Raw genomic sequence first — 25,381 nt, forward strand, 5'->3', positions numbered from 1 at the left:
CGCAATGACCGCCACCTCCATCCGCTCCATCTGCTGCATCGGTGCCGGTTACGTCGGAGGCCCGACCATGGCGGTGATTGCGGACCGCTGCCCCGACGTGCAGGTGACCGTCGTCGATATCAACCAGGCCCGCATCGATGCCTGGAACGATGAAGACCTGACTCGCCTACCGGTCTACGAGCCGGGGCTTGATGCTGTGGTCGGCCGTGCCCGTGGCCGCAATCTGCACTTCTCCACCGCTGTCGAGGGGGCGATCGCCGCTGCAGACATGGTGTTCATTTCCGTGAACACTCCCACCAAGACCAAGGGCCTGGGCGCTGGTCAGGCCAGTGACCTGCGTTGGGTGGAAGCCTGCGCCCGTACGGTCGCCAGGGCTGCCAAGGGTCACACGATCGTGGTGGAGAAGAGCACCCTTCCGGTGCGCACGGCGGAGGCGGTGAAAGCGATCCTTAGCGCCGCCAGCACCGAGGGCGGCGAGCGCAGCTTCTCCGTGCTTTCCAATCCCGAATTCCTGGCGGAGGGCACCGCGATTCCTGATCTTGAATCGCCGGACCGGGTTCTGATCGGTGGCGAACACCCTGAGGCGATTGATGCACTTGCCCAGGTGTATGGGCAGTGGGTGCCTCAGGAGCGCATTCTGCGCACCAATCTCTGGAGTAGTGAACTCTCCAAACTCACGGCCAATGCCTTTCTGGCTCAGCGCATCAGCTCAATCAATTCGATCGCTGCCCTCTGTGAAGCCACCGGTGCTGATGTGCGGGAGGTCGGCCGTGCCATCGGCACTGACAGCCGAATCGGCCCCAAGTTTCTCAATGCAGGCCCTGGTTTCGGAGGGAGCTGCTTCCAGAAGGACATTCTGAATCTGGTATATCTCTGTCGCCATTTCGGGCTTCCCGAGGTGGCGGACTACTGGGAATCAGTGGTCAACCTCAACACCTGGCAACAGCACAGGATCGCTCGCATCGTGGTGCAGAAACTGTTTGGCACTGTCACGGGCAAGCGACTGGCCATTCTTGGTTTTGCCTTCAAGGCCGACACCAACGACACCCGCGAAGCTCCGGCGATTCGGATTGCCCGTGACCTGTTGGAGGAAGGCGCGCAGTTGGCGATTCACGACCCCAAGGTTGAGCCAGAGCAGATCGAGCGCGACTTGAATCTCCCAGCTAGTGAGGCCCCCGATGCTGAGGCAGGACCCACTCGGGCCGCCCTCAGTGGTGAAGGGACCTGGTGGAGCAGTGCCGAAGTGGCTGATGCAGTGGCTGGAGCTGATGCCGTGCTGATCCTCACCGAGTGGAAGCACTACCGCCAGCTCAACTGGGATCAGCTTGCCCCTCTGCTGCGGAAGCCCGCCTGGGTGTTTGATGCTCGCGCTGTTGTTGATCCTGCAGCGGTGGCTGCTTCAGGATTGAAGCTTTGGCGTGTGGGAGACGGCGACGCGTGACAGGGATTCCTGCTGCCACAGGGGCCGCCGCCGTCCGTCGACCCATTCTCGTGACTGGTGCCGCAGGTTTCATCGGTGCCGCCCTCTGCCAGCGCCTGCTGGAGCGCGGCGATCGGGTCATCGGCATCGACAATCTCAACAGCTACTACGACCCGGCCCTCAAGCGCGCTCGCCTCGCTGAGGTAGAGGCTGTTGCGCAAGCAGCGGGCACCGGCAGCTGGCGCTTTGAACCCATCGCTCTCGAGGATGCTGAGGCGCTCATGGCTCTGTTCGCTGCGGAGCGCCCGGCTGTGGTCGTCAATCTCGCCGCCCAGGCCGGCGTGCGTTATTCGCTCGAGAATCCTGCCGCTTACATCCAGAGCAATCTGGTGGGCTTGGGGAACATCCTGGAGGGCTGCCGCCATCACGGCGTCGACAACCTGGTGTATGCCTCGAGCAGTTCGGTGTATGGCGGCAACCGCAACCTGCCCTTCCATGAGCGCCAGCCGGTGAATCACCCGGTGAGCCTCTATGCGGCTAGTAAGAAAGCCAATGAGTTGATGGCTCACACCTACAGCCATCTCTACGGCTTACCTGCAACCGGCCTCCGTTTTTTCACTGTGTATGGCCCTTGGGGCCGACCCGACATGGCGCCGATGCTGTTCGCCAAGGCGATTCTGGCTGGCGAACCGATCAAAGTTTTCAACCACGGCAAGATGCAGCGGGATTTCACCTACATCGATGACATCGTGGAAGGGGTCCTGCGCTGCTGCGACAAGCCCGCCACCGCGAATCCCAACTTTGATGCGTTGAATCCTGATCCCGCCACGGCGGCGGCCCCCCACCGGGTGTTCAATATCGGCAACAGTCAGCCCACCGAATTGCTGCGGTTCATCGAGGTGATGGAGCAGGCCCTGGGGCGTAAGGCGATCAAGGATTTCCAGCCGATGCAGCCGGGTGATGTGGTGGCAACAGCTGCTGATACTGCCGCTTTGGAGTCATGGGTGGGGTTCAGGCCTTCAACACCCATTGAGGAGGGTGTTGATCGCTTTGCCCGTTGGTATCGCGAGTTTTACAGGGTTTAGGCCTCCGCTTCGGCAGCGAGAGCCTCATCAATAAAAAAACCGCTGGGGTCACCAGCGGTTCAAATGATCGATGGGTTGTAGAGCTGCGATCAGGCGGAACCGACGCCGGTGTAGGAACCGTAGAAGAACAGGCCCACCACAAAGATCACCGCCATGCCACCGGCTGTGGCGACGAGCCAGAGGGGAAGCACGCCTTCGGTCCAGCGGGAGCGCCAGGCAACAGCTGGGCGACCGTCGGGAAGGCGGTCGGGAATACGACCGTCAGGCAGGTTGGATTTCTTGCCGCTCATGACTCAGTTCCTCAGTTGAAGAAGTAGCTGGAGAACAGAACCCCGGTGGTGAACACCAGCAACAGCCCCAGGTAGAGGCTGGTGCGGTTGAGTTCCACCGGCAGGTTGTTCGGATTGGGATTGCGCTGCATGGGGAGATCCGTTGGGTTGATCAGCGGCGGATGAACTGCATGGCAGCCAGGGCGCCAAGGAAGAACACCGTGGGAACGCCCAGGGTGTGCAAAGCGAGCCAGCGCACCGTGAAGATCGGGTAGTTGCGCGGCGTGGAGGTGGCGGGAGTCTGCGTCATGGCTTATTTCAGGCGAACGTCAAGCTGGGACTTGCCTTCATAGCGCTGGCTCACAACCGGAGCCTTGCTCTCAGATGCCTGGAAATAGGCGTCTGGGCGAGGTGTTCCGAAGGCGTCGTAAGCGAGGCCGGTGGACACGAACAGGAACCCAGCGAGGAAGATCGCGGGCAGGGTCACGGCGTGGATCACCCAGTAGCGAATGCTGGTGATGATCTCAAAAAACGGGCGTTCCCCGGTGGAGCCGGCAGCCATGGCTTCGGGCGTATCAGCTTCGGGATCCTAAGGCGCGAAGCCGAAGGGCCGGGGCTGGCGGCGGGGCTTGGTTACACAGCGTTGTGGCTTTCGCCGGCCCTCAACCCTGCCAGCGCAGCAGGATGCCGCGCTCGCCGAGCAGGAAGGCCTTGCCATCAGCGGTTTCAAAGCGAGTGAAGTTGGAGGGTTGCTCTGCACCCACAGGGTCCCTTTGCCAGCTGTCGCCGCCATCGCGGCTCAGCAGCAGCGTGCCGTTGCCGCCTCCGGCCCAGATCGTGCCGTCAGGCGTCCAGGCCAAATCCATGTAGCCATAGCCGTTGGTGATGGGGATCACCGGCTTGCTCCAGCTTTCGTTGTCGCCCTGCTCGCTGTTGAAGCGGATCTGGGCGCCGCGGGCCAGCATCCACAGGCGGCCGTCGGGCTGGAAGCCGATGCTCTGCAGCCGCTGGCTGCTTACCCGCTGGTGCACCTGCCACACGTCCTGGCCGGGATCCCAGCTGGCGTAGAAATTGCCCAGGCTGCTCACACTCACATAGCGGCCGTCGTCACTGCGGCGCAGATCGCGCACGGCACCGGCCGCGTCGCTCACCTCGGCCTCCCAGCTCCCGCCTCCATCACGGGTGCGATACACGGCGCCCACGTTGGTGGCGAGCTCGGCGCTGTCGGGTCCAAGAGCCGTGATCAGATAGGGCTCACCTGGCAGCTTCGTGTCCAGGAAGAGGCGGGTCCAGTTGCTGCCACCATCGCTGCTGTGCATCAGTAGGCCGGGCTGGCCAGCGATCCAGCCGTCATCGCCATCGAAATCGATGCTGATCAGTCGGAAATTTTCCTCTTCAGGCAGATCGAGGCTGCGCTCACTCCAGCTGCTGCCGCCATCGTTGGTTTCCAGGATCATCCGGTTGCTTCCCACCAGGAAGCCATGGTTGGAATCGGTGAACGCCACATCCAGGGGGTTGGCCTGGGTGTGCAGATCGATCGGTTGCCAGGGGCTGGTCTCCGCTGCAGCGAGACGAGTGGAGACACAGCCGCCGAGACCGAAGCCGATGCAGGCCACCAGCAGCAGGTTGAAGAGGGGAGCAAGCAGTCGCTTCATGGGGAGAGAGGCAGGTCCTTTGAACGGGTTGGCTGTGAACGCAGCGGCTGTCAACGCAGTAGCTACGAAGGCAATGGCTGGGTTAGGTCAGCGCAGGGAGTAAAGCGAGAGGAAGAAGGCGAAGGCGAGGGCAAGGCTGCCGAAGATCAACACATTCTTTTGGCCGGGGGTGAGTCGGTTCACACCGAGCCCGTAGTTGAGGTTCTCCTCGAAGCCGCTGGCTTTGGAGCGGGGGCCGATGTCCCGGAAGGCGCCCACCTTGCTGCGGCACACCGGGCAGCGGAAGCGGATCGCATCGAGATCCTCGAAGGCGGTACCGGTGGCAATCCCCAACTTTTTGACACCCTCATCCGGGTCGTAGACGTAACCGCAGCTGCGGCATTCGAAGCGGTGGGTGCGTGGGTCGCTGGTTTCGGCGACAGGTTGCTCCCCTTCAGAACCAGCGGCCCCCTGTTCAGAAACAGCCTGTTCAGAGGCCGCCCGTTCGGACAAGGGTTCTGGAGCTGTGCTCTCGTCGCTCACCATGGATCGGCCGGGCCCCGCAACTCTATCGGGGGCATTCCGCAACAGAGGGTGGCGGTGAATGCCAGACTGCCTGCCAGATCGGGCCTGCCCAGATGTTTGCGCTGCCGGGTTATGACGCCTTTCTCGGGTTTCTGCTGATCGCAGCGGCAGTGCCTGTGCTGGCGTTGGTGACCAACAAACTGCTGGCACCGCGCAGTCAGCAGGGGGAGCGCGAGCTCACCTATGAATCCGGCATGGAGCCGATCGGTGGCGCCTGGATTCAGTTCAACATCCGCTACTACATGTTCGCGTTGGTCTTCGTGATCTTCGACGTGGAAACGGTGTTCCTCTATCCCTGGGCGGTGGCGTTCCACCGCCTCGGGCTCTTGGCTTTCATCGAAGCCTTGATCTTTATTGCCATTCTGGTCGTGGCACTGGCCTATGCCTGGCGCAAGGGCGCCCTCGAGTGGAGCTGATCCGATGTCTGAGATGACCACCCCTTCCCTCTCAACGACGCCCTCCATCGATGCTGTGCGCGACCTGCGTGCCGCAAGCTGTGGACCCGTCGCCGGTGCTGCAGGGGGAGCGCCAGCAGTCACGAGCGATCTGAGTGAGAACGTCATTCTCACCAGCCTTGATGACCTCCACAACTGGGCCCGCCTCAGCAGCCTCTGGCCCCTGCTGTACGGCACGGCCTGTTGCTTTATCGAGTTCGCGGCCCTGATCGGCTCCCGCTTTGATTTCGACCGATTTGGTCTGGTCCCCCGCAGTTCACCGCGCCAGGCCGATCTTTTAATCGTGGCGGGTACCGTCACCATGAAGATGGCCCCGGCGCTGGTGCGGCTCTACGAGCAGATGCCGGAGCCCAAATATGTGATTGCCATGGGGGCTTGCACGATCACCGGCGGCATGTTCAGCGCCGACTCCACCACCGCGGTGCGGGGGGTCGATAAGCTGATTCCCGTTGATCTGTATCTCCCCGGCTGCCCTCCTCGCCCGGAAGCGATCTTTGATGCGGTGATCAAGCTGCGCAAGAAAGTGGCGAATGAGTCGGTGGCGGACCGCCGTCAACTGCAGCAGACCCACCGCTATTTCACGGTGCAGCACGCCATGCAGCCGATCGAACCCGCCGTGACCGGGGCCTATCTGCGCGCTGAAACCCAGGTGGCTGCCCTCAAGCCCGGCATCGGCCTGGCCATGCCAGCCGTGCCCAGCACTGAACCTTCCGAGACCGCCACCGCACCCGCCGAATCGTCATGAGCGCGACTCCCGACAACAAGCCCGCAAGCGAAGCAGCGGCAGAAACCACCGTTCCAGCAGCACCTGAGCCCGGCCTTGTCAGTCAGTGGCTCAGTCAGCAGGGATTTGACCATGATCTGCTGCCTGCCGATCACATCGGCACGGAAACCATCGGTGTTGAGGCGATCTTCCTGCCGGTGATCGCCGCCGCGCTCAAGAGCCACGGGTTTGATTACCTCCAGTGCCAGGGTGGCTACGACGAGGGCCCCGGCGAGCGGTTGGTCTGCTTCTACCACCTGGTGGCCATGGCTGAAGTCACCGAGGGTGGAGCCCAGGCCGTGCGTGAAGTGCGCCTCAAGGTGTTCCTCTCCCGGGAAGGTCAGCCCAGCGTGCCCAGCCTTTATGGCCTCTTTCGTGGAGCGGATTGGCAGGAGCGGGAAACCTTCGACATGTTTGGGATTCAATTCGAAGGCCATCCCCATCCCAAACGTTTGCTGATGCCAGAAGACTGGAAAGGTTGGCCCCTGCGCAAAGACTATGTGCAGCCCGATTTCTACGAAATGCAGGACGCTTACTGATCAGCAAGTGATTGATTGACGCTGATTGATCAGCCCTGATCGATTCAGGATCTTCGATTTTGCGGTTGGATTTAGGTGTCTTTATCGCGTTTGTGTTTGCGGTAGAAACGCATGACTGCCAGGGCAAGACTGCGCGGATCGTGTCGAAGCGTGGCTGTGGGCCTCGCACCTTGAAGGGGTGCTTCGGTCACGTCGTAGCCCTCCCGCTGCAAATGCAACCGGTCGCAGGTCACGGGCTCGGCACCGCGTTGTCGGTAGTGGGCGATCAGTGGTGATTCCGCCAGGGGTTCCTGAGCAAGCACCGCATGGAACAGCCGCTGGCTGATTCCGAGTGAAGCGAGCTGCGCTTCGATGGCGCGCAGATGACCGCTCACATCCAGGCCATCGGTTTCCCCGGGTTGGGTCATCAAATTGCAGATGTAAAGCCGTGGTGCTCGGCTGCGTTGAATCGCCGTCACCAGTTCAGGCACCAGCAGATTCGGGAGCAGAGATGTATAGAGGCTTCCTGGGCCCAGCAGGATCAGATCGGCCTGGGCGATCGCCTCCAGGGCCCTTGGAAGTGCTGGAGGCTGTTCGGGAAGGCAGCCGAGGCGCACGATCGGGCTCGGGGCCTGGCCGATCGCTGATTCGCCTTCGAGGCGGGTGCCGTCCTCCAGCTCCGCCCAAAGCCGCACATCCACGTTGGTGGCGGGCACCACCTGACCTTGCACCGCAAGCACCCGGCTGGAGGCGGTGATCGCCGTTTCCAGGCTGCCGGTGATCGCCGTGAGCGCCGAGAGGAACAGGTTTCCGAAACTGTGGCCTTCTAGGCCGCCACCGGCGGAGAAGCGGTATTGAAACAGTTTGGTGAGCAGGGGCTCTTCGGTGGAGAGGGCCGCCAGGCAGTTGCGGATGTCGCCGGGGGGCTGCACGCCCAGCTCCCGTCGCAACACCCCGCTGCTGCCGCCGTCATCGGCCACGGTCACGATCGCTGTGATGTGGCTGCTGTAACGCTTGAGGCCGCTGAGCAGGGTGGAGAGCCCCGTGCCGCCACCGATCGCCACGATGTTGGGGCCCCGGTTGAGCCTGCTTTTGGCCCGCAGGGCATCCACCAGCACCGTGTCTTTCTCCGGGGCGAGCGCCTGCTGGATCGAGCCGAAGCTGCGGCTTTGCCCCCACAGCACCAAACCAATGCCGATGAGCAGCACCAGAGGGCCGGTGATGCCTCTTGGCATCACGCGGGTGATCCAGCTGAGTCCTTCTTGGATCGCCCAGAGGGTCCAGTAGATCGGCTGCAGATCGGCCCAGACAGCGGCCCCCAGCAGCGCCATCACCAGGCCGATTCCGGAGGTGAGCAGCCAGCGCTTCACTACCAGCCCGGGTTGGAGCCAACGCACCGCACGCCTGGAGCGGGTCACCAGATCCTTCTGGCGCAGAGCCCGCTCCTGAACAGCCTGCTGCCGGCGCCGGTTGCCGCGTCGCTCGCGGCGCTGGGTGGGTGGAATCGGCGCAGTCAAACGGGCGTCTTCAGTGATTGCCTTAGCAGGAACTGTACGGAAATTGCGCTGTCCCACCACTGTCCCTGGCCAGCGCAGGCAGGATGAGCCCGGTTGCACGTTCGATTCCGTGCCTGAGCCCACGGCCAACACTCCATCCATCGCAGCCTGTCCTGTGGTGGAGATGCGCAACCTCACCATGCAGTGGGGACCGAGGCCCGTTCTGGATGCGGTCAACCTCACGATGCAACCTGGGGAGCGTTTGGCCGTCGTGGGCCCCTCCGGTGCCGGCAAGTCCACTGTGTTGCGTCTGCTGGCGGGCTTGCAACTGCCCACCTCAGGCGAGTTGCGTCTCTTTGGTCAGCCTCAGATTTACCGCCGCTTGGATCAGCGTCAGCCCCCTGATGTGCGCCTCGTGTTTCAGAACCCGGCGTTGCTGGCCTCTCTCACCGTGGAGGAGAACGTCGGCTTCCTGTTGATGCGGCTGGGACGGTTGCGGCCCCGGGAGATCCGTGAGCGTGTGATGCAGTGTCTGGAAGCGGTGGGCCTCAATGATGTGGCCGACAAGTATCCGGGTCAGCTCAGCGGCGGTATGCAGAAGCGGGTCAGCTTTGCGCGGGCCCTGATCGACGACCCCGACCGTGCCGCTGATGCAATGCCCCTTCTGCTCTACGACGAACCCACGGCCGGTTTGGATCCCGTGGCCTGCACGCGCATCGAGGACCTGATTGTGAAGACCACCACCGTGGCCAATGGCTGCTCCGTGGTGATCAGCCATGTGCGCAGCACGATCGAGCGTTCCGCCGAACGGGTCGTGATGCTCTACGGCGGCAAATTTCGTTGGGATGGCTCGATCGACGAGTTTCGCTGCACCGACAATCCCTATATCGAACAGTTCAGGACCGGTAGTCTGCGCGGACCGATGCAACCCTCCGACCACTAATCCTTATGCGTCGCAGCGTTCGTGAGGCCATCGTTGGATTCTCAATCGTGGGGGCGGTCACGGCGTTTGCCGGCACCATGCTCTGGCTGAGGGGTGTGCGTCTCGGCGCGGAAACCTGGACGGTGACCGTGGATTTCGCCGACGCTGGCGGTCTGGCAGAGCGTTCCCCCGTCACCTATCGCGGCATCCTTGTAGGGGTGGTCAAGAACATCCAGGTCACCCCTCAGGCGGTGCGCGCCACCCTTGAAATCGATCAGGAGGATTTACGTCTGCCCCTGCCGGTGTCGGCAAGCGTGGGAGCTGCTTCGTTGCTGGGCGGTGATGCCCAAGTGAACCTGGTTAGCCGTGGCAAGCCCCTGGCGGCCAATGCTCCCTTGCCGAAATCAAGACACTGCGCCGGAAGCGGTGTGCTCTGCAATGGTGCCGCGATTCGCGGACAGCAGGCCGCCAGCCTCGACAGCGTGACCGCCTCGCTGCAGCGTCTGCTGTCCCAGGCCGAAAAGGACAAGCTGGTGTCGCGTCTTGTTGAGTCGACCGATGAGTTCGATGCCACAGCTCAAGACATTCAAAAACTGATCCAGCAGCTCAGCGCTGAGCTGGAGCGAGCCGAGCCCACGATCAACAACCTCAACCAGGCCACGGATGATGCCGCCAAGGCGGCGGCCCACATCCGCAACTTGGCGGCGGCCCTTGATAACCCGAAAACCGTCAGTGAGCTGAAGCGCACGGTGAGCAACGCTGAGTCGCTGACGCGCAAGATTGACACCGTGGGCGGCGATGTGGAGAAGCTCACCTCCGACCCCAAGTTCATGAAGGCCGTTCGGGACGTGACGATTGGCCTGGGCGCCTTTTTCCAAGAGCTCTACCCAGCCCAAACCGGCAAGCCCTGAGGGCGCCAACCCTTTGACCTGGGCTCCCGTAACGGGGGCGTGCCGTTTTCGTTACGTCACTGCGTTAATGGCCTCCATGGCGATCGCGGCGATGGCTTGATCGCTGGCTTTCGGGAGTTGCACATACTTGCCACCGGCGGCTTCGGCCAGGTCCTTGCCCATGCCACTGCCGATGAACTTGCGTTCGGTGTCGATCACCAGCAGCTTGATGCCGAGCGCCCGGTAGCGGGAGGCCACATCGAGCACCTCCTGCTTGAGATCTGGTTTCTCCTCCCCCTCCAGCTCCGGCTGCCCTAGGGAGGTGCTGAGGGGAACGTTGCCGCGCCCATCGGTGATGGCCACCACCACCACTTGGCCCAGATCACCAGTAGCCAGGGCGTTGGCCCCGACCCGGGCTGCCTGGGTGAGGCCGTGGGCCAGCGGTGAACCACCGCCGCAGGGCATCGATTCAAGCCGTCGTCTTGCGGCGGTGATCGAGCGGGTGGGCGGAAGAAGCACCTCCGCCTGGTCGCCGCGGAAGGGGATCAGGGCCACTTCATCACGGTTTTCGTAGGCCTCGGTGAGCAGACGGATCACGGCACCTTTGGCGCTCTGCATTCGATTCAGCGCCATCGATCCGCTGGCATCCACCAGGAAGATCACCAGGGCGCCGGCCTTGCGCTGCAGCAGCTTGGCGCGCAGGTCGGCCTCCTTCACGATCACGGTGCGCTCCGGTTGGCGGGCGCGGCGCGCCCTCTGGTACGGAGCGGCCGCGCGCAAGGTGGCGTCCACGGCGATCCGGCGCACGGGCCCGCGGGGCAGCATCGGTTTCACATAGCGGCCGCGGCTGTCGCTGAGCACCACCGAACGGCTTCCGCTGTTGCCGCTCTTGCCCTTGGCGGCGCCAAACAGCAGCAGCTCCGGGTCGATCGCCACCGCTTCCGGGTCGAGCATGAACTCTTCCGGCACCGAGGGAGGCGCCTGGTCTTCTGGAGAGTCGTCCTCCGGGCTGTCGTCTTGGTCCGGATCGTTGTCGTCGCTGCTGTCGCCCTCGGGAGGGTCGCTCTCGTCCTCGCCGGATCCTTCCGGCGGTGGCGGCTGATTCTCCGGGTTCTGATCCCCCGCCTCCGGTGGCGGGGGGCTCTGGTCCTGTGGCTGCTCGGGGGGAGGTGGCGGCTCCATCTGCTGATCCGGTGGCGGCAGTTGCGAGGCTCTCGGGGCGATCACCAGGGCCACGGCCACCTGCAGGTCAGCGGCCTCCACCTGGTCGCGGCCGCTGAGGGCCGCATGGGCCTTGGCGACGCGCACGGCATACAGCTCGGAGCGATGCCCTTCCACGCCGCCGCGAATCGCCTCGGTCACGAGGTATTCGATCTGTTCGCCGCTGATCTGCACATCCGGCAGCCATTGGCGCGCGAGCAGTAGCTGCGTGGCCAGGGCATCGGTCTCCTCGCGCCATTGCTCCGCAAAGCTGCGGCTGCACTGGCCGTGGGCCAGCACCGCCTCGGTGATCTCCACCCGCTGTTCGGTGCTCACCAGCTGATTGGCAGAGAGAGCAATCGCGAAACGATCGAGCAGATGGTCGCGGACGTTGCCTTCCTCCGGGTTGTAGGTGGCGATCAGCAGCGGCCGGCAAGGGTGGCTGAGGCTCAGCCCCTCCCGTTCCACTTGGTTCACGCCGCTACCCACCGCCGCCAGCAGCAGATTGACGATGCCGTCATCGAGCAGGTTGAGCTCATCCACATAGAGCACGCCCCGGTGCGCTTCCGCCAGCAGGCCTGGTTGGAACACGGCATTGCCAGTGGTGAGGGAGGCGGTCACGTCCACGGCACCGACGAGCCGGTCTTCGGTGATGCCCAGGGGCACCTGCACAAAGGGGGCTGGGATCACCTTGGTGGGCAACAGGGCTTCTGTGCCGGTGGCCTCGGGATTGCCGCCTAAAGCGGTGATGCGTCGCCGGGCGTTGTCGTCCCATTCCTCAGGGTTGAGGGGGTCGAGGTTGCGTCCATGGCTCTGGGGCCCATCACCGCCCTCCACATTGAGCACTTCGATCGGAGGGAGCAGGGCATGGAGGCCGCGGGCCAGCACCGATTTGCCCGTCCCCCTGCCGCCGGCGATGATCACGCCCCCCAGGCCGGGGTCCACCGCCGCCAGCATCAGGGCAAGCTTCAAGGTGCCGTGGCCGGTGATGGCCGCCAGCGGGAAGGCGCGGTTGGCTTGGTCTTGGGCTGCCGTGCTCACCACTCCGCTTGCCACCATGAATGCGTCCGGCGCTGTTCTGGAGGCTCAGTCTCGCTGATGCTCTGCAGCGGGCGTTGGATCAGGCTTGGGAACTGATTGCAACGCGCGGATGCCCGCCACCCGTCTGGCTATTGCCCTCGGCGCCAATCTGCCTAGCTCTGCTGGAAGCCCCTATCAGACTCTGCTGGCGGTGCGGCCACAGCTGGAGGGTGTCCTGGCGGCATGGGCGGATTCGGGCCTTGATGGTGCGAGTGGCAGGGACGACGGCCGCGATCAGGGCTTCCGCTGCGCTTGGTCTCCTCTGCTGAACACCGCGCCCGTCGGGGGGCCGCCGGATCAGCCCAGCTATCTCAATGCCGTGGTGCTGGTCACAGGGGATCTTGGCGATCCTTGCCTTGAGAAGGCCTTGGCATTGCTGGATCAGCTTCATGCCATCGAACGACAGTTCGGGCGTGACCGTGCCAGGGAGCAGCGCTGGGGGCCGCGCCCGTTGGACCTCGATCTCCTCTTCTGGGAGGAACTGCGCCTCGAGCACCAGCGCCTGCGTTTGCCCCATCCCCGACTGCATTTGCGCGAATTTGTGATCCAACCATTGCTGGCAGCGATGACGGGATCCGCCAGCTGGGATGAACAACCCGTCATGCTGGGCCGCAGCGATCTCCCCGCGTCCCATGGCTCCGCTGCCGCCTCCTGAACCTTTCCAGTTGTTGGAGACGCTCGAGGCTCTGGATGCGCGCAAGATCCGATTTGAGCGCAACCGCATCCGGCTGCCCCTCGGGGTGGAGGGCACCTTCGGGCTCATTCGCCACCCAGGGGCCTCCCTGGCGGTGCCGATCACGGACGAGGGCCAGGTGGTGCTGCTGCGCCAGTACCGCTTTGCGGTGCAGGCCCGCCTGCTGGAGTTCCCCGCCGGCACCCTTGAGACGGGGGAAGATCCTCTGGAATCGATGCAGCGGGAGCTGGGAGAGGAAGCGGGTTACAGCGCTGCTCGCTGGGATGCTCTGGGGCCGATGCTCCCCTGTCCCGGTTACTCCGATGAGGTGATCCACTGTTTCCTGGCCCGCGAGCTCACTCCGCTGGAGAACCCGCCGGCCGGTGACGACGATGAAGACCTCGAGGTGGTGCAGATGAGCCCTGCTGAGCTCGATGCTCGCCTGGCCTCCGGCGAGGAGTGGCTCGATGGCAAGAGCGTCACCGCCTGGTTCCGCGCCAAGCAGCTGTTGGGTCTGTGATGGCGATGGCACGCACGCTCTTCTGGCATCGACGCGATCTGCGCCTGGCCGATAACACCGGTCTGAACGCTGCCGTCGCCCTCGGCCCCGCCGTTACAGGGGTGTATGTGCTGGATCCGGCGCTGATCACGCCGCCAGAGCAGCTGCCGCCGATGGCGCCGGCCCGGCTGTGGTTTCTGGTGGAGAGCCTGCTCGAGCTGCAGCGTCGTTGGCGCCAAGCAGGCAGCCGCTTGCTGGTGGTGGCGGGTGATCCCGTGGCTGTGCTTCCGCAGCTAGCCGATCTGCTGCAGGTGCCGGCGGTGGTGTGGAGCCGCGATGTGGAGCCCTATGCCCGTGAGCGTGACCGGGCGGTGGCCAAGGCCTTGCAGGCCGATGGCCGCAAGGTGCTGGTGGATTGGGATCAGGTGTTGGTGGCCCCTGAGGCGCTCAAGACCGGCGGTGGTGATCCCTACCGGGTGTATGGCCCTTTTCTGCGCAACTGGCGCGGCCAGGTGGAACGCAGCGAGCCCAGCACCGTTGACGCGCCTGCCGGCTTGATCGATCTGGAGGCTGCAGCGCTCGACGCCATCAGCAGTGGTGAGGGTCCTCTGGGCCGCCTCTGCCTGGAGGGTCAGCGGACGTTGGAGCGCCTGAGGGCTGAGCATGGTTTCCGTGGCACTGAGATGTGTCCCTGTCGGCCTGGGGAGGCCGCGGCGGCGGAGCAGTTGGCCACGTTTGTGGATGGCCCGTTGATGGCCTACGAGCCCGACCGTAACTTCCCTGGTGTGGTGGGCACGTCCTATCTCAGCGCTGCCCTGAGTGTGGGCACGGTGAGTCCGCGTCAGGCCTGGTGTGCAGCCCAGGAGATCAAAGCGTTGGCCCGCAGCGATGAGCAGCGTCAGGCGATCACGGTGTGGGAGCAGGAGCTGGGCTGGCGCGAGTTTTATCAGCAGGCCTTGTTTCATTTTCCCGAGCTGGCGGACGGTCCCTACCGGCCGCAATGGCGTCAGTTCCCTTGGGACAACAACAAGGACTGGTTTGACTTCTGGAAGGATGGTCAAACCGGCATGCCGATCATTGATGCGGCGATGCGACAACTGAACGAAACCGGATGGATGCACAACCGTTGCCGCATGATCGTGGCCTCGTATCTGGTCAAAGATCTGATCTGTGATTGGCGCTGGGGGGAGCGCGCCTTCATGGAGCTGGAGGTGGATGGCGATTTGGCGGCCAACAACGGCGGCTGGCAGTGGAGCGCCAGCAGCGGCATGGACCCCAAGCCCCTGCGCATCTTTAATCCCGCCACCCAGGCTTCAAAGTTCGATGCGGAAGGGGAGTACATCCGCCGCTGGGTGCCGGAGTTGCGCCACGTGAACACCAAGGATCTGCTCAGTGGAGAGATTGCTGCATTGGAGCGGCATGGTTATCCCGAGCCGCTGGTAAATCACAAAACCCAGCAGGTGCGCTTCAAGGCGCTCTACGCCACCATTCGCTCCGCCTGAGTGGTGCTGGCCAGTAGGTTGCGCAACACGGCAATCACCCTGTCCTGCTGATCGCTGGATAGCTCAGGGAAGATCGGCAGGCTCAGGACCTCGCTGCAGAGCTGTTCGGTGATCGGCAGGCTTCCGGGTGCGAGGCCGAGGGCCTCGTAGGCCGGCTGGCGGTGGATCGGAATGGGGTAATAGATGATCGTGTTGACGCCCTGCTCCTGAAGGCTCTGCTTGAGCCAGTCACGGCAGCGGCTGCTGGGTAATCCGAAGCTGCTGGCTGGGGCGTCGTCGCACCGACCGGCGCAATGGGGCTGGTTCTCGGGGCAGAGGCGCACGCGCACCACGAACTGGTTCCAGCCATGGCCGACGGCTGTGGCAGAGGCGGGGTCGGGGAGTTGGAGACCATGCAGGCCTGCCAGAGCCTCCTGATAGCGGGCGGCGATTGCACTGCGCTTCTCCACCCAATGGCCCAGATGGGGCAGTTTCACGTTGAGCACTGCGGCCTGCAGAGCATCGAGTCGGCTGTTGTAGCCCAGCTCCGTGTGCAGGTAGCGCCGGGGCATGCCATGCACCGCCAGTTCGCGCATGCGTTGGGCTAGGTCGGCATCGCAACAGGTCACGGCACCGCCGTCGCCAGCTCCTCCAAGGTTCTTGGTGGGGAAGAAGCTGAAACAGCCCACATCCCCCCAGCTGCCGACGGGTTTGCCGTTCCAGTGCGCACCGGTGGCCTGGGCGCAGTCTTCCACCACCTTGAGGCCATGGCGCTTGGCGATGGTCATCAGCGCGTCCATGTCCACCGGTCGGCCGAACAGGTGCACAGGGATGAGCGCTTTGGTGGCTGGAGTGATGGCCGCTTCAGCCTGTGCCAGATCGATCAGATAGGTGACGGGATCCACATCCACGAACACCGGGGTGGCGCCCACGGCGCTGATCGCTTCGGCTGTGGCAAAGAAGCTGAAGGACGCCGTGATTACCTCGTCACCGGGGCCGATGCCCAGGCCGCGCAGGGCCAGAATCAGGGCATCGGTGCCGCTGTTGCAGCCCACGGCATGGGGGCTGCCGATGCTCGCGGCAAAGGCCTCCTCAAACCGCTGGATTTCGCTTCCACCGATGTATTGGCCGCTGCGCAGCACCCGCAGAACGGCATTGTCGAGCTCCGCTCCCAGATCGCTGAGCTGCTGACTGAGACTGAAGGGAGGCACCTGCATGGCAGGCACCTTAAGCCGAGCCGCTGAACCACGGGGGCTCCTGGCCTGGATGCCATTTGATGTTGCAGCCGATCGATGCCTGCTGGTCTGCACTGGGGGTGCCTCCTGCCAGCACCGCTTGGAGGGCCGAGCGGAGGTCGCTGCCAGTGACGGGCAGGCGGCCCGCAGCGCCTTGGCCAGCGTCTGCTCCTGGTCGATGCAATAAGGGAATCGCCAGCCGTTGGCTTGGGCCTGGCGAGCCAGGGCCTCAGGACCATCCTCGGGGTGGGTGATCCAGCTGTTACTGGCGACGGCCACCAGGCTGACCCGATCGCCGTCATCCAGATCAAGCCGGCTGAGCTCTGCCTCGATGTGTTTCACAAAGGGGCAGTGGCTGCAGAGCAGCATCAGCAGCAACGGTTGTTGCGGCAGCTCGCCGCTGCTGAGATGGCTCGCGCCAGGTCCGGTGCCGGTTGCAATCGGCAGCGAAAAAGCCGGAAGGACGCTGCCCAGCGGCAGCATGGTGGAGGGTGTGAGAACCATGGGGCAACGATGGCTCGTTTCTGGACGGCGGCACTGTTCTTACTGATTCTCAGTGGATGCGGTGGTGGCGACCAGAAAGCGAGCTGGCGGATTTTCCCCCTTCAGCGCCGTCAGCCCCATGACGGTCTGGCGGTGGTCAGCCAGCCCGATGGCTATGGGCTCCATCTGTATCTGGAAACCGACAGCAGCGATCCCGCCTTCTGCAGGCCCCGCTGGCTGGCGAGTCCGGCCCGTCTGTTCAACGGCAATGGCACGGCTCCCTTCTCGTCTGGGCTCGCTGATCAGGAGGAGTTCTTTGCCGCGGTGAAGCGTCAGGATGTGCGCCATGCCCTGCGCAGGGAGCTGGAGGCTCTCTGCAAGGCCCGTGCCCCAAAGGCTCGCTGGCAGTGGCAGGAGCCGCCGCGGCAGGCCTCAGAGCTCAAGCCCGTTCGTCTGCCCGCGCTGGAGGAAGAGGATCTGCTGACGGATCCAGCCCTGGAGCAGCAACGCGAGGAGGCACTGCTCCATGGGGGTCAACCCCGTTCTTGAGGCGGGAATCCCTCCCAGACCACCGGTTCCGCCTCGCGCCAGTAACGGCTGAAGCGCCCAAGCCGTGGTGGTCTGGGCAGGGTGACGAACGGGTCAGGCTCGAGCATCCAGAGGGGTAGCTCCCGGTCGATCGCAGCCGCGATCCGTTGCAGGCGTGGATCCACTGCCTCGCTGGTGATCACGCCATCGGCGCCATGGTGCTGCGCAAAACCAATCACCTCGGCGGCCACATCGCCGTGGCGAATGCTTACGGGCAGTTCCAGGACACACTCGTAAAGAAAACCCAGGCGCTTGCGACTGATGCACTGGTCGCGGATCCAGTGGCTGTCAAACACAAACAGCGCCGGCGTTCCTGGGGCGGCATCCTCCAGGGCGGGGTTCCTGGGGCCGAGCGCTTCATCATGAATCCAGAGGATCGGTTTCTGGAGGTCCATCAGCGTCGTCTGCGCGCGGGAACGTTGCCAATCGCTCCAGCCATGGGGATGGCGAATAAACGCTGTTCCAGCTGCTCGTAACTGCCTTCAAAAGGGCAGTTCTGGGCGCTGGGGCAGCCGTTGCAGTAGCGCCCCTCGCTGTAGCGCTCAAGGTTGTCGCGATTGAAGAAATAAGGCTTGTGGCTGAAGCTGCTGGCCACCCATTGCCAGCTCAGGTGATTGCTGGCCGGATCACCATCGAGCAGGTGCTCGAGGAACCAGTCGGCGCCGGCTTTCCAGTGGATACGCCGCCAATGCACCACGTAAGCGGCCAACCACATGCGTGCGTGGTTGTGCAACCAGCCGCTGCCCACCAGGTCCGCCTGAAAACCATCCATGCAAGCCAGCCCAGTTCGCCCCTCGCGGATGTCTTCGGGCAGCGTGCGGCCATAGGAGGAAGGATCGTGCCCCGTTTTGAGCTCCTCCTGGCTGTGATGGATGGCATCGCCCAGATCCATCCACATCCGCTGCCAGAAATCCCTCCAGCCCAACTCGTTGATCAGCTTGCCTCCCTCCTGCTGGCCCTGCCCCCGGCCCGATAACTGGGCAAAGACGGCATCGCGCACCTCAGCAAGGGTGAGGACGCCGTGACGGATCCAGGGCGACAGCCTGGTCACCGCACCTTGGAGATGGTTGCGGCTGCGCCCGTAGCGCTTTGCATCCAGCCGATTGAGCTGGGACTCCGCCGCCTGGCGGCCCCCGCGGATCCCACTGAGGCCCCCCTCCGCCTCTGGGAACGTCTCCTTAAGTAGGTCTTGCAGGGCATCACGATCGGCCAGGTGTCGCGGGAGGTCGCCGGGGCGATCAGGCCAAGACAGGGGAGGTGGCGTAGGCAGCGGCGGCACCGTCAGGAAGCTTGAGCACACGTCATCCTGTCGATCCGTTGGTCCGATTGCGAGTGATCGGACGGTGGCGGACCCTGGATGGGGGAGAATCCCCGTCAGTTACCTCTGTGCCGGTCCGATGCTTCTCGATCTCACGGGCAAGAAGATCCTCGTTACCGGCATTGCCAACAACAAATCGATCGCTTGGGGAATCGCCCAGCAGCTGCGGGCCGCTGGGGCCGAGCTCGGGATCACCTATCTGCCCGATGAGAAGGGTCGCTTCGAGACCAAGGTGCGCGACCTCACCGCCCCCCTGGAGCCCAGCCTGTTTTTGCCCCTGAATGTGCAGGACCCGGCTCAGATGGAAGCGGTGTTTGCGGAGATCAAGAAGACATGGGGTGTGCTCGATGGATTGGTGCACTGCCTGGCCTTCGCCGGCAAAGACGAGCTGATCGGCGACTACAGCGCCACCACCGCCGAGGGCTTTGCCCGTGCCCTGGAGATCAGCGCCTACTCCCTGGCACCGCTTTGCGCCCACGCCAAGCCCCTGTTCAGCGAGAAGGCCGGCGTGGTCACCCTCACCTATCTCGGCGCTGAGCGGGCGATCCCGAACTACAACGTGATGGGTGTGGCCAAAGCGGCGCTGGAGGCCTCCGTTCGCTACCTCTCCGCTGAGCTGGGTCCCGAGAAGCAGGTGCGGGTCAACGCGATCAGTGCTGGTCCGATCCGCACACTCGCGAGCAGCGCCATCGGCGGCATCCTCGACATGATCCACAACGTGGAGGAGAAGGCGCCCCTGCGCCGCACCGTCACCCAGACCGAGGTGGGGAACACCGCCGCCTTCCTGCTCAGCGAACTCTCCAGTGGGATTTCCGGTCAGACCATCTATGTGGACGCCGGCTACTGCATCAATGGCATGTAAGTCCGGCATGATCGGATTGTTCTGACTGAGTCAGCGCTTCGGGCGCCAACAAGCCATGCGCACAGGTGAAGTGCATCGCGTCACCGGAGAAACCGATGTGCGGGTGAAGCTCGGGCTCGATGGTGGCGGCAGCTGCCAGGTCGAGACGGGGGTGCCGTTCCTTGATCACATGCTCCATCAGATCAGCAGCCACGGCTTGATCGACCTGGAGGTTGCCGCTCGGGGAGATACCCACATCGATGATCACCACACCAATGAGGATGTGGGCATTGCTGTGGGTCAGGCCCTCTCCCAGGCGCTGGGGGATCGCCGGGGCATTCATCGCTTCGGCCATTTCGTGGCGCCCCTGGATGAGGCTCTGGTGCAGGTGGCGTTGGATTGTTCCGGACGCCCTCATCTGACTTTCGGTCTGCAGATTCCTGCCCAGAAGATCGGCAGCTACGACACCGAACTGGTGAAGGAGTTCTTTGTGGCCGTAGTCAATAACTCCGGTCTCACCCTCCACATCCGTCAACTCGATGGGGTGAATTCTCACCACATCGTGGAGGCCTGCTTCAAGGCGTTTGCTCGTGCCCTGCGCATGGCCACCGAGATCGACCCCCGCCGGGCTGGATCGGTGCCCAGCAGTAAAGGCGTCCTGGAGCAGGCCGGCGGCAGCTGAAGGGACTGAGCGGGCCGTGATCCGCGCTTCACACTCCGTTACGAGAGGATGGTCACGCTGCTGTGCTTTCCGCTGTGACCGTTGCCCCTGCCGTTGACCGTATCAACCGCGCGGACTGGGCCAGCGCGTTTCGCAACGTGGAGCAGGAACTGACGGACGTGGCGCTGACCCCCGTGCGCGGCAGCGTGCCCTCCGCATTGCTCGGCACCCTCTACCGCAACGGCCCAGGCCGTCTCGAGCGGGGTGGCCAGAGGGTGCATCACCCCTTCGATGGGGACGGGATGATCACGGCCTTGCGCTTCAGCGGCGACGGCGTGAAGCTCAGCAACCGATTCGTGCGCACCGCCGGCTGGCTGGCGGAGGAGGCGGCCGGGAAGGTGCTGTATCGCGGGGTGTTCGGCAGTCAGAAGCCTGGAGGGGTTGCCGCCAATGCCTTGGATCTGCGTCTCAAGAACATTGCCAATACCGGCGTGGTGCAACTGGGCGATGACTTGCTCGCTCTCTGGGAAGCAGCGGAGCCCCATGCCCTCGATCCCGTCACCCTGGAGACCCGCGGCATCAGCTTGTTGGGAGGGGTGCTCAAGAAAGCCGAGGCCTTTAGTGCCCATCCCCGCTTCGATCCTGGCCATCACGATCGGCCCCGCATGGTCAATTTCGGAGTGAAAACCGGACCTCGCAGCACGATCCGGCTGATGGAGTTCGCGACGGAATCGGACGCCGCTGCTGGCATCAAGGCTGGGGATCTGCTCAGCGAACGCCGCGACAGCTTCAACGGGTTCGCTTTTCTGCACGACTTCGCGATCACACCCAACTGGGCGGTGTTCCTGCAGAACGCTGTGGAGTTCAACCCCCTGCCCTTCGTGCTTGGCAAGAGAGGTGCGGCCCAGTGTCTGCAATCCAAGCCAGACGGTCAGGCGAAGTTCTGGCTGATTCCCCGTGATTGCGGTGCCTTTGCAGGCGAGAAGCCCCGGATCATCGACGCCCCAGACGGCTTTGTCTTCCACCACCTCAACGCCTGGGAGCAGGACGGGGATGTGGTGGTGGAGAGCATCTACTACGCCGACTTCCCCTCGATCGGTCCCGATGTGGATTTCACGGCCGTTGATTTCGATCTGATTCCTGAAGGGTTGCTGGAGCAGTGCCGCATCAATCTGAAGACCGGTCGGGTGGAGACCCGTCGGCTCAGTGAGCGTTGTTGCGAATTTGCGATGGTGAATCCCAACAAGGAGGGTCTCCCCTGCCGTTTCGCTTGGATGGCGGCGGCGGCTCGCGAGCAGGGCAACGACCCGCTTCAAGTGATCAAGAAGTTGGATCTGAGCACGGGTGAGCGTTTGATTTGGAGTGCTGCTCCCCACGGGTTTGTCAGTGAGCCCTTGATGGTGCCCCGTCCCGGTGCGGAGTCAGAGGATGATGGCTGGGTGCTTGAGCTGCTCTGGAACGGTGCCCGCGAAGCCTCTGATCTGGTGATCCTTGATGCTTCAGATCTCAGCGAGTTGGCAGTCTTTGAGCTTCCCTTGGCGATTCCCCATGGCCTGCATGGCAGCTGGGTCACCGCAGCCTGATCGCACGGTTCTGATCGCACGGTTCTGATTGCTCGGTTCTGATTGCACGGTTCTGTGCAGGGTTGCCCGAACGCTCAGATGGATCTGGTGATGATTCGCGCTCTTGTGGTCATGCATCCGTCACAACTCCTGCGCCGGAACGACTTAGACAGCGGTAACCATCGTTGTCTCCCTCTCGAGTGTTTGTGAAACCGTCCAGACCGCATCGCGCGGCAGCCTTGTTGAATCGTTCGGGCCTGGCTCTGTTGCCGGCTTTGGTCTCGCTACCGACTGCGTTCCTGCCGCCTGCAGCGTCAGCTGCGGCAGCGAATCCGCCGGTTTGCAATGGCACCCTGCTGGAGCTGAGTGTTTCCGAACAGGGGCAGACCCGTAGCGATCGTTTCCGCTTCAGCCTGAGGATTCAGGCGGAGGGTGCCACGGCCGCTGCGGCGATGGATCAGCTCAATCAGCGGCTCGAGCAGACGCGGATGACCCTGGATTCGTTGATCAGTGGGCGGCTGACGGTCCCCGCCCCTCGCACCTATGCCATCGGCGGGGGCAGCCAGGGTCCGCGTCGGCAGCAGGCGAGTACAACCATCAGCGGCGAGGTGGATCGAGGGCGCTACGACGCGCTGATTCAGGCAGCCGGGCGCTTGGCTGGGGTCAGCCTCCAGGGGATGACGTCCTTGGCATCCGATCAGGACGGAGCCGCCCTTGCCGATCAGCTGCTCCAAAAGGCCTTGCGCGATGGTCGTCAGCAGGCTGAGCGCACGGCCTCCATCCTCGGGCTCCGAACGGTGACGCTGCTTCGGATTGACCAGCGGCGAGGTGGTTCGATCCGTCCGCTGCCCTATGCCCTCAATACGGCGCGCCAGTTCCGTCCAGATGAGGCACCCAGGCCGGGGCAATCGCTAGCGCTGGACCTGGATTATTGCCTCTCCTGAACGGCGCCGATCAGGTGTTTGTGCCCTGCTGCCTTGCCTCCTTCCAGGCGAGTCTTGGGGCGCTCCACAGTGTGGTGAGCACCAGCGGGGTCACGGGGACCGCTGTGATCACGATGAAGGCCTGAAGGGCGTCGATCGAGGTGCTGTCCCCCACGCCTGAGCCAATACGGAGCAGCACCAGGGTGAGGCTGCCGATCATCAGGGCCCAGAACAGACGCAGCAGCGGCGCAGGTTCGCTCTTGCCACTGACCACCATGGCCGCGGCATAGCTCATGGAGTCGGCGCTGGTGGCCATAAACAGCACCACCAGCAGCAAGCCCACAGGAATCAGCAGCCAGGCCATGGGTAGTTGGCCAAGGATCGCCAGCAGGGCTGCCGCGGCTCCGTTATCCCCCAGGGGACCGCTGATGCTCCCTGCCGTCGCCAGTTCCAGCGCCATGCCCGTGCCTCCGAGCAGGGTGAACCACAGATTGGTCACCAAAGGGCAGAGAATCGCCACGGCCAGCACCAATTCGCGAAGGCTGCGGCCGCGGCTGACCCCTGCTGTGAACAGGCCCATCAAGGGGGCATAGCCAAGGAACCAACCCCAGTAGAAGACGGTCCAGCCGTTCAGCCAGCTTCCCTGAGCTCCTTCATTGGAAGCCAGAGCCATCTGGGGCAGGTTGAGGAGATAGGTGCCAAAGGCGGTGAAGAAATGGCGGGTCAGCCAGAGCCCAGGTCCGAGGAGAAGCAGGCCTGCGGCCATGATCAACGTCAGCCACACGTTCAATTCGGAGAGCCATTTGATCCCTCGCTGGATTCCGCTCACCGTTGAAGTGGCGAACACTGCTGTCAGGAGGACCACCACCAGTGACTGCAGTCCGGCGCTGTCACTGAGTCCCGGTAGTTGGCCGGCGGCATTGCTGAGTTGCAGTGAAAGAAAGCCCAGGGGACCGACGGTTCCGGCAATGGCTGCCACCACTGAGAGGCCATCGGCCAGGTCTCCGATGGGCCCATCCACCATGGAGCGAGGCACCAGCCCGACCAGCAGTGTGCGCGGGCGCAATGGTTCCCCACGGCGCTCGCGGATCGAGAGCGTGATCGTGACCGTGGTCGCCACAAGAGCCCAGGCCAGAAAGCCCCAGTGGAGAAAGCTCACAGCCAAGGCCGGGTCGACGGCTGCTGCGGTCGAACCCTCCACACCTTTGAAATACGGGGCCGGCGTCTGGAAATGAAACAGGGGCTCGGCGGCGGACCAGAACACGCCACCTCCTGCCAGCAGGGTGCAGATCAGCACGGCGCACCAGTCGAAGAATTTCAGACTTGGCTTCGCCTCGGCGCCGCCAAGGCGCAGCCTGCCGATCGGGCTCACCGCCAGCGCGATGGCGATCACGAACAGCGCCACCACCATCCACTGCCAGAGCCCACCCAGGAGGTTGCTGGCCAGCAGCTTGCCTTCGTTGGTGAATTGTTTGGCGACTGCCAGATCAGCGGCAGCCAACAGCAGGAAAAGCAGCAGTGGACCTGCGCCGATCCAGAGGGGTGGGTGGCGCCACCAGCCCTTAGGGGCCTCGATGGGCAGGGGGGACGATCGTTGGTCAGGCAAGGCTTCAGGCGCGAACGGCATCCCGCTGGTGGTTCCAGCAGGTGAGATCGACGGCGGGTTGTTCACCCCTGGCGAGACGAGCCAGGGAATCGCCGATCAGGGGGGCAAATTTGAAGGCCTGGCCGGAGCCGCCGGCAAACAGGCTCAGTTTTGGGGTCAGGCGATCGAGCACGAAATTCACATCGCTGGCCATCGAATAGGGGCTGATCACGGTTTCAACGCGCTCCTGCACCCCCTCCAGTTCGTTGAACAGGAAGCCATCGAGGAGTTCCACCAGCCGAGCCGGAGGCTCGGTGACCATCGCATTGGGTTCGGCCACCCGTAGCTCTTTCGGGCTCCAGTCGATGCCGCACTTGATGCGGGGGCGGCCGTCGGCGGTGGTGCTCAACACTGGGAAGCCGTAGTACAACCCGCCGTCATCACCCCGTTCCCGCTGGAAGCAGAACCACTGCGGATAGCGGCTGGCCAGGGCCGGATCCACGGTGTAATGAGCCCAGAGCATCGGCCATACCTCAAGCTTTGGAGCCAACCCGAGGGGTGCCAAGAGCAGCTGACTCCAGATGCCGCAAGCCACCACCAGCTGATCGGCGCTGATGTGATCCCCGGAGCTGAGGGTGACGCCTCCGCCATCGGCATCCAGCTGGCTCACGGGGCAGTGCTCCAGCAGTTGATGGCCAGCCTTGCGGGCTGTGCGAATCCAGTGGGCCACGACCTTGTCGCTGCGCACCGCGCCAGCGGTGGGTTCGAAGAGACCGGTGAAGTCGGGTTTGGGCTTCAGGGGAAAACGCGCAGCGATTGCGCTGGCACTCAAGGCTTCATAGGGAATTCCCTGGTCATCCATCACCCGGCGGGCACCGGGAATTGAGCCCTCAATCGTTTCTTCATCCCAGCTCTCGCCGTAGAAGAGCAGCCCGTGGGTGTCGCGTAGCTGTTCCCCGGCGTGGGTTTCTTCCTCCCGCCAGAGACGGTTGGCTTCCTGGGCCAGCCGGCAGAGCACGGGATCGGAGTACATCTCCCGGAACATGCGGGTTTCCCCAAAGCTGCTGGCTTTCGCATGGGCCAGGGTTTCGGCCTCGAGCAGCACCACATCGGACACACCGCGGCGGGCGAGGGCTGCGGCGCAGCTGAGGCCGGCCATGCCACCGCCGACGATCACCACAGACGCCCTCTGGGGTAGGGCGTTGGCCTGCATGG

Annotated in this window: 28 protein-coding genes and 1 pseudogene; 15 read left to right on the top strand and 14 right to left on the bottom strand. The window is 63.8% G+C overall.

Translation table 11 applies throughout. The annotated features are described in order from the left end of the window. The first annotated feature begins 4 nt into the window (after positions 1-4). Positions 5-1,441, top strand: a complete 1,437-nt coding sequence (locus tag H0O21_RS05170; RefSeq protein WP_185190642.1) for a nucleotide sugar dehydrogenase — start codon at positions 5-7, stop codon at positions 1,439-1,441. After that, positions 1,438-2,505: an NAD-dependent epimerase gene (locus H0O21_RS05175; RefSeq protein ID WP_304623036.1), complete on the top strand. Its 1,068-nt coding sequence runs from the start codon at positions 1,438-1,440 to the stop codon at positions 2,503-2,505. The genes H0O21_RS05170 and H0O21_RS05175 overlap by 4 nt, the downstream gene beginning before the upstream one ends. Positions 2,506-2,594: 89 nt before the next feature. Here H0O21_RS05175 and H0O21_RS05180 read toward each other — a convergent pair whose 3' ends face one another. The 6 genes from H0O21_RS05180 to H0O21_RS05205 form a co-directional block, all read right to left on the bottom strand. Continuing rightward, positions 2,595-2,795, bottom strand: a complete 201-nt coding sequence (locus tag H0O21_RS05180) for a photosystem II reaction center protein J (RefSeq protein ID WP_131455768.1) — start codon at positions 2,793-2,795, stop codon at positions 2,595-2,597. Between the two features lie 11 nt (positions 2,796-2,806). Beyond that, positions 2,807-2,926: a photosystem II reaction center protein L gene (locus H0O21_RS05185; protein ID WP_131455770.1), complete on the bottom strand. Its 120-nt coding sequence runs from the start codon at positions 2,924-2,926 to the stop codon at positions 2,807-2,809. Positions 2,927-2,946: 20 nt separating this feature from the next. After that, positions 2,947-3,084: a cytochrome b559 subunit beta gene (gene psbF / locus H0O21_RS05190; protein WP_006853745.1), complete on the bottom strand. Its 138-nt coding sequence runs from the start codon at positions 3,082-3,084 to the stop codon at positions 2,947-2,949. Positions 3,085-3,087: 3 nt separating this feature from the next. Beyond that, positions 3,088-3,336 (bottom strand): cytochrome b559 subunit alpha, encoded by a 249-nt coding sequence (gene psbE, locus H0O21_RS05195; protein WP_115018872.1) that lies wholly within the window; start codon positions 3,334-3,336, stop codon positions 3,088-3,090. Between the two features lie 100 nt (positions 3,337-3,436). After that, positions 3,437-4,429, bottom strand: coding sequence for a photosynthesis system II assembly factor Ycf48 (locus H0O21_RS05200; RefSeq protein ID WP_185190643.1), 993 nt, complete (start codon positions 4,427-4,429; stop codon positions 3,437-3,439). Positions 4,430-4,516: 87 nt separating this feature from the next. Continuing rightward, on the bottom strand, positions 4,517-4,954 hold the full coding sequence (locus H0O21_RS05205) for a rubredoxin (RefSeq protein WP_255441150.1): 438 nt from the start codon (positions 4,952-4,954) through the stop codon (positions 4,517-4,519). A 92-nt stretch (positions 4,955-5,046) separates the two neighbouring features. Between H0O21_RS05205 and H0O21_RS05210 the strand changes: the two genes are divergently transcribed. The 3 genes from H0O21_RS05210 to H0O21_RS05220 are packed head-to-tail and all read left to right on the top strand — an operon-like array spanning position 5,047 to position 6,750. Next, complete coding sequence (locus tag H0O21_RS05210; protein WP_007100866.1) at positions 5,047-5,409, top strand: NAD(P)H-quinone oxidoreductase subunit 3; 363 nt, start codon at positions 5,047-5,049, stop codon at positions 5,407-5,409. A gap of 13 nt (positions 5,410-5,422) precedes the next feature. Continuing rightward, complete coding sequence (gene nuoB, locus H0O21_RS05215) at positions 5,423-6,193, top strand: NADH-quinone oxidoreductase subunit NuoB (protein WP_185190644.1); 771 nt, start codon at positions 5,423-5,425, stop codon at positions 6,191-6,193. Continuing rightward, entirely contained in the window at positions 6,190-6,750 is a 561-nt protein-coding gene (locus H0O21_RS05220) for an NAD(P)H-quinone oxidoreductase subunit J (protein WP_185190645.1), read from the top strand. Before nuoB ends, H0O21_RS05220 begins: the two co-directional genes overlap by 4 nt. Positions 6,751-6,821: 71 nt before the next feature. Here the strand turns inward: H0O21_RS05220 and yvcK are convergent, their stop codons facing one another. Next, complete coding sequence (yvcK, locus tag H0O21_RS05225) at positions 6,822-8,147, bottom strand: gluconeogenesis factor YvcK family protein (RefSeq protein ID WP_185190892.1); 1,326 nt, start codon at positions 8,145-8,147, stop codon at positions 6,822-6,824. A 277-nt stretch (positions 8,148-8,424) separates the two neighbouring features. On the opposite strand from yvcK, the gene H0O21_RS05230 reads away from it, so the two are divergent. After that, entirely contained in the window at positions 8,425-9,168 is a 744-nt protein-coding gene (locus tag H0O21_RS05230; RefSeq protein WP_185190893.1) for an ABC transporter ATP-binding protein, read from the top strand. A gap of 5 nt (positions 9,169-9,173) precedes the next feature. Further along, the gene (locus H0O21_RS05235; RefSeq protein WP_185190646.1) at positions 9,174-10,058 is read left to right on the top strand and encodes an MlaD family protein; all 885 of its coding nucleotides are present in this window, start codon (positions 9,174-9,176) and stop codon (positions 10,056-10,058) included. Between the two features lie 51 nt (positions 10,059-10,109). Here the strand turns inward: H0O21_RS05235 and bchD are convergent, their stop codons facing one another. Then, complete coding sequence (gene bchD, locus H0O21_RS05240) at positions 10,110-12,296, bottom strand: magnesium chelatase ATPase subunit D (RefSeq protein ID WP_185190647.1); 2,187 nt, start codon at positions 12,294-12,296, stop codon at positions 10,110-10,112. A gap of 91 nt (positions 12,297-12,387) precedes the next feature. On the opposite strand from bchD, the gene folK reads away from it, so the two are divergent. From folK to H0O21_RS05255, 3 genes are read left to right on the top strand one after another with little or no spacing between them, the layout of a single operon-like run. Continuing rightward, a complete protein-coding gene (gene folK, locus H0O21_RS05245) occupies positions 12,388-12,972 on the top strand; it encodes a 2-amino-4-hydroxy-6-hydroxymethyldihydropteridine diphosphokinase (RefSeq protein ID WP_185190648.1) in 585 nt (194 codons plus the stop codon). Next, positions 12,950-13,510 carry an NUDIX hydrolase gene (locus tag H0O21_RS05250; RefSeq protein WP_131455783.1) on the top strand — a complete coding sequence of 187 codons (561 nt, stop codon included), beginning with the start codon at positions 12,950-12,952 and terminating at the stop codon, positions 13,508-13,510. The genes folK and H0O21_RS05250 overlap by 23 nt, the downstream gene beginning before the upstream one ends. Then, positions 13,510-14,991 carry an FAD-binding domain-containing protein gene (locus tag H0O21_RS05255; protein ID WP_185190649.1) on the top strand — a complete coding sequence of 494 codons (1,482 nt, stop codon included), beginning with the start codon at positions 13,510-13,512 and terminating at the stop codon, positions 14,989-14,991. The genes H0O21_RS05250 and H0O21_RS05255 overlap by 1 nt, the downstream gene beginning before the upstream one ends. On the opposite strand, the gene H0O21_RS05260 is transcribed toward H0O21_RS05255, so the two are convergent. Continuing rightward, positions 14,967-16,187 carry a DegT/DnrJ/EryC1/StrS aminotransferase family protein gene (locus H0O21_RS05260; RefSeq protein ID WP_185190650.1) on the bottom strand — a complete coding sequence of 407 codons (1,221 nt, stop codon included), beginning with the start codon at positions 16,185-16,187 and terminating at the stop codon, positions 14,967-14,969. The genes H0O21_RS05255 and H0O21_RS05260 overlap by 25 nt on opposite strands. Positions 16,188-16,197: 10 nt before the next feature. Beyond that, positions 16,198-16,709, bottom strand: a pseudogene (locus tag H0O21_RS05265) (thioredoxin family protein). A gap of 9 nt (positions 16,710-16,718) precedes the next feature. Here H0O21_RS05265 and H0O21_RS05270 point away from each other — a divergent pair. Further along, the gene (locus H0O21_RS05270) at positions 16,719-17,237 is read left to right on the top strand and encodes a hypothetical protein (protein WP_185190651.1); all 519 of its coding nucleotides are present in this window, start codon (positions 16,719-16,721) and stop codon (positions 17,235-17,237) included. On the opposite strand, the gene H0O21_RS05275 is transcribed toward H0O21_RS05270, so the two are convergent. Beyond that, complete coding sequence (locus tag H0O21_RS05275) at positions 17,222-17,671, bottom strand: hypothetical protein (protein WP_185190652.1); 450 nt, start codon at positions 17,669-17,671, stop codon at positions 17,222-17,224. The two genes, H0O21_RS05270 and H0O21_RS05275, sit on opposite strands and share 16 nt — an antisense overlap. Next, complete coding sequence (locus H0O21_RS05280) at positions 17,671-18,555, bottom strand: FAD-binding domain-containing protein (RefSeq protein ID WP_185190653.1); 885 nt, start codon at positions 18,553-18,555, stop codon at positions 17,671-17,673. Before H0O21_RS05280 ends, H0O21_RS05275 begins: the two co-directional genes overlap by 1 nt. Positions 18,556-18,673: 118 nt before the next feature. Between H0O21_RS05280 and fabI the strand changes: the two genes are divergently transcribed. The 4 genes from fabI to H0O21_RS05300 all read left to right on the top strand — a co-directional run bounded on the left by fabI (position 18,674) and on the right by H0O21_RS05300 (position 22,602). Further along, the gene (gene fabI, locus H0O21_RS05285) at positions 18,674-19,456 is read left to right on the top strand and encodes an enoyl-ACP reductase FabI (protein WP_185190654.1); all 783 of its coding nucleotides are present in this window, start codon (positions 18,674-18,676) and stop codon (positions 19,454-19,456) included. Positions 19,457-19,511: 55 nt separating this feature from the next. Further along, positions 19,512-20,117: an imidazoleglycerol-phosphate dehydratase HisB gene (gene hisB, locus H0O21_RS05290; protein ID WP_185190655.1), complete on the top strand. Its 606-nt coding sequence runs from the start codon at positions 19,512-19,514 to the stop codon at positions 20,115-20,117. Positions 20,118-20,191: 74 nt separating this feature from the next. After that, positions 20,192-21,679, top strand: coding sequence for a carotenoid oxygenase family protein (locus H0O21_RS05295; protein WP_185190656.1), 1,488 nt, complete (start codon positions 20,192-20,194; stop codon positions 21,677-21,679). A gap of 218 nt (positions 21,680-21,897) precedes the next feature. Then, positions 21,898-22,602, top strand: a complete 705-nt coding sequence (locus H0O21_RS05300) for an SIMPL domain-containing protein (protein WP_255441152.1) — start codon at positions 21,898-21,900, stop codon at positions 22,600-22,602. Positions 22,603-22,612: 10 nt separating this feature from the next. Here H0O21_RS05300 and H0O21_RS05305 read toward each other — a convergent pair whose 3' ends face one another. Then, on the bottom strand, positions 22,613-24,208 hold the full coding sequence (locus H0O21_RS05305) for a BCCT family transporter (protein ID WP_185190657.1): 1,596 nt from the start codon (positions 24,206-24,208) through the stop codon (positions 22,613-22,615). Then, positions 24,192-25,379 (bottom strand): FAD-dependent oxidoreductase, encoded by a 1,188-nt coding sequence (locus H0O21_RS05310; protein ID WP_185190658.1) that lies wholly within the window; start codon positions 25,377-25,379, stop codon positions 24,192-24,194. Before H0O21_RS05310 ends, H0O21_RS05305 begins: the two co-directional genes overlap by 17 nt. Between the last annotated feature and the right edge of the window lie 2 nt (positions 25,380-25,381).

The organism is Synechococcus sp. HK01-R (assembly GCF_014217855.1).
Classification (GTDB): domain Bacteria; phylum Cyanobacteriota; class Cyanobacteriia; order PCC-6307; family Cyanobiaceae; genus Synechococcus_C.

Excerpts from the sequence above, each read along its gene's own strand:
- bchD (WP_185190647.1), bottom strand. The coding sequence starts at position 12,296 with ATGGTGGCAAGCGGAGTGGTGAGCACGGCAGCCCAAGACCAAGCCAAC.
- H0O21_RS05310 (WP_185190658.1), bottom strand. The coding sequence starts at position 25,379 with ATGCAGGCCAACGCCCTACCCCAGAGGGCGTCTGTGGTGATCGTCGGC.
- psbE (WP_115018872.1), bottom strand. The coding sequence starts at position 3,336 with ATGGCTGCCGGCTCCACCGGGGAACGCCCGTTTTTTGAGATCATCACC.
- H0O21_RS05230 (WP_185190893.1), top strand. The coding sequence starts at position 8,425 with ATGCAGTGGGGACCGAGGCCCGTTCTGGATGCGGTCAACCTCACGATG.
- H0O21_RS05250 (WP_131455783.1), top strand. The coding sequence starts at position 12,950 with ATGGCTCCGCTGCCGCCTCCTGAACCTTTCCAGTTGTTGGAGACGCTC.
- H0O21_RS05270 (WP_185190651.1), top strand. The coding sequence starts at position 16,719 with ATGGCTCGTTTCTGGACGGCGGCACTGTTCTTACTGATTCTCAGTGGA.
- H0O21_RS05255 (WP_185190649.1), top strand. The coding sequence starts at position 13,510 with ATGGCGATGGCACGCACGCTCTTCTGGCATCGACGCGATCTGCGCCTG.
- H0O21_RS05210 (WP_007100866.1), top strand. The coding sequence starts at position 5,047 with ATGTTTGCGCTGCCGGGTTATGACGCCTTTCTCGGGTTTCTGCTGATC.
- H0O21_RS05275 (WP_185190652.1), bottom strand. The coding sequence starts at position 17,671 with ATGGACCTCCAGAAACCGATCCTCTGGATTCATGATGAAGCGCTCGGC.
- H0O21_RS05205 (WP_255441150.1), bottom strand. The coding sequence starts at position 4,954 with ATGGTGAGCGACGAGAGCACAGCTCCAGAACCCTTGTCCGAACGGGCG.
- H0O21_RS05170 (WP_185190642.1), top strand. The coding sequence starts at position 5 with ATGACCGCCACCTCCATCCGCTCCATCTGCTGCATCGGTGCCGGTTAC.
- H0O21_RS05235 (WP_185190646.1), top strand. The coding sequence starts at position 9,174 with ATGCGTCGCAGCGTTCGTGAGGCCATCGTTGGATTCTCAATCGTGGGG.
- H0O21_RS05260 (WP_185190650.1), bottom strand. The coding sequence starts at position 16,187 with ATGCAGGTGCCTCCCTTCAGTCTCAGTCAGCAGCTCAGCGATCTGGGA.
- psbF (WP_006853745.1), bottom strand. The coding sequence starts at position 3,084 with ATGACGCAGACTCCCGCCACCTCCACGCCGCGCAACTACCCGATCTTC.
- H0O21_RS05200 (WP_185190643.1), bottom strand. The coding sequence starts at position 4,429 with ATGAAGCGACTGCTTGCTCCCCTCTTCAACCTGCTGCTGGTGGCCTGC.
- nuoB (WP_185190644.1), top strand. The coding sequence starts at position 5,423 with ATGACCACCCCTTCCCTCTCAACGACGCCCTCCATCGATGCTGTGCGC.
- H0O21_RS05185 (WP_131455770.1), bottom strand. The coding sequence starts at position 2,926 with ATGCAGCGCAATCCCAATCCGAACAACCTGCCGGTGGAACTCAACCGC.
- H0O21_RS05305 (WP_185190657.1), bottom strand. The coding sequence starts at position 24,208 with ATGCCGTTCGCGCCTGAAGCCTTGCCTGACCAACGATCGTCCCCCCTG.
- fabI (WP_185190654.1), top strand. The coding sequence starts at position 18,674 with ATGCTTCTCGATCTCACGGGCAAGAAGATCCTCGTTACCGGCATTGCC.
- H0O21_RS05220 (WP_185190645.1), top strand. The coding sequence starts at position 6,190 with ATGAGCGCGACTCCCGACAACAAGCCCGCAAGCGAAGCAGCGGCAGAA.
- folK (WP_185190648.1), top strand. The coding sequence starts at position 12,388 with ATGCCCGCCACCCGTCTGGCTATTGCCCTCGGCGCCAATCTGCCTAGC.
- H0O21_RS05180 (WP_131455768.1), bottom strand. The coding sequence starts at position 2,795 with ATGAGCGGCAAGAAATCCAACCTGCCTGACGGTCGTATTCCCGACCGC.
- hisB (WP_185190655.1), top strand. The coding sequence starts at position 19,512 with ATGCGCACAGGTGAAGTGCATCGCGTCACCGGAGAAACCGATGTGCGG.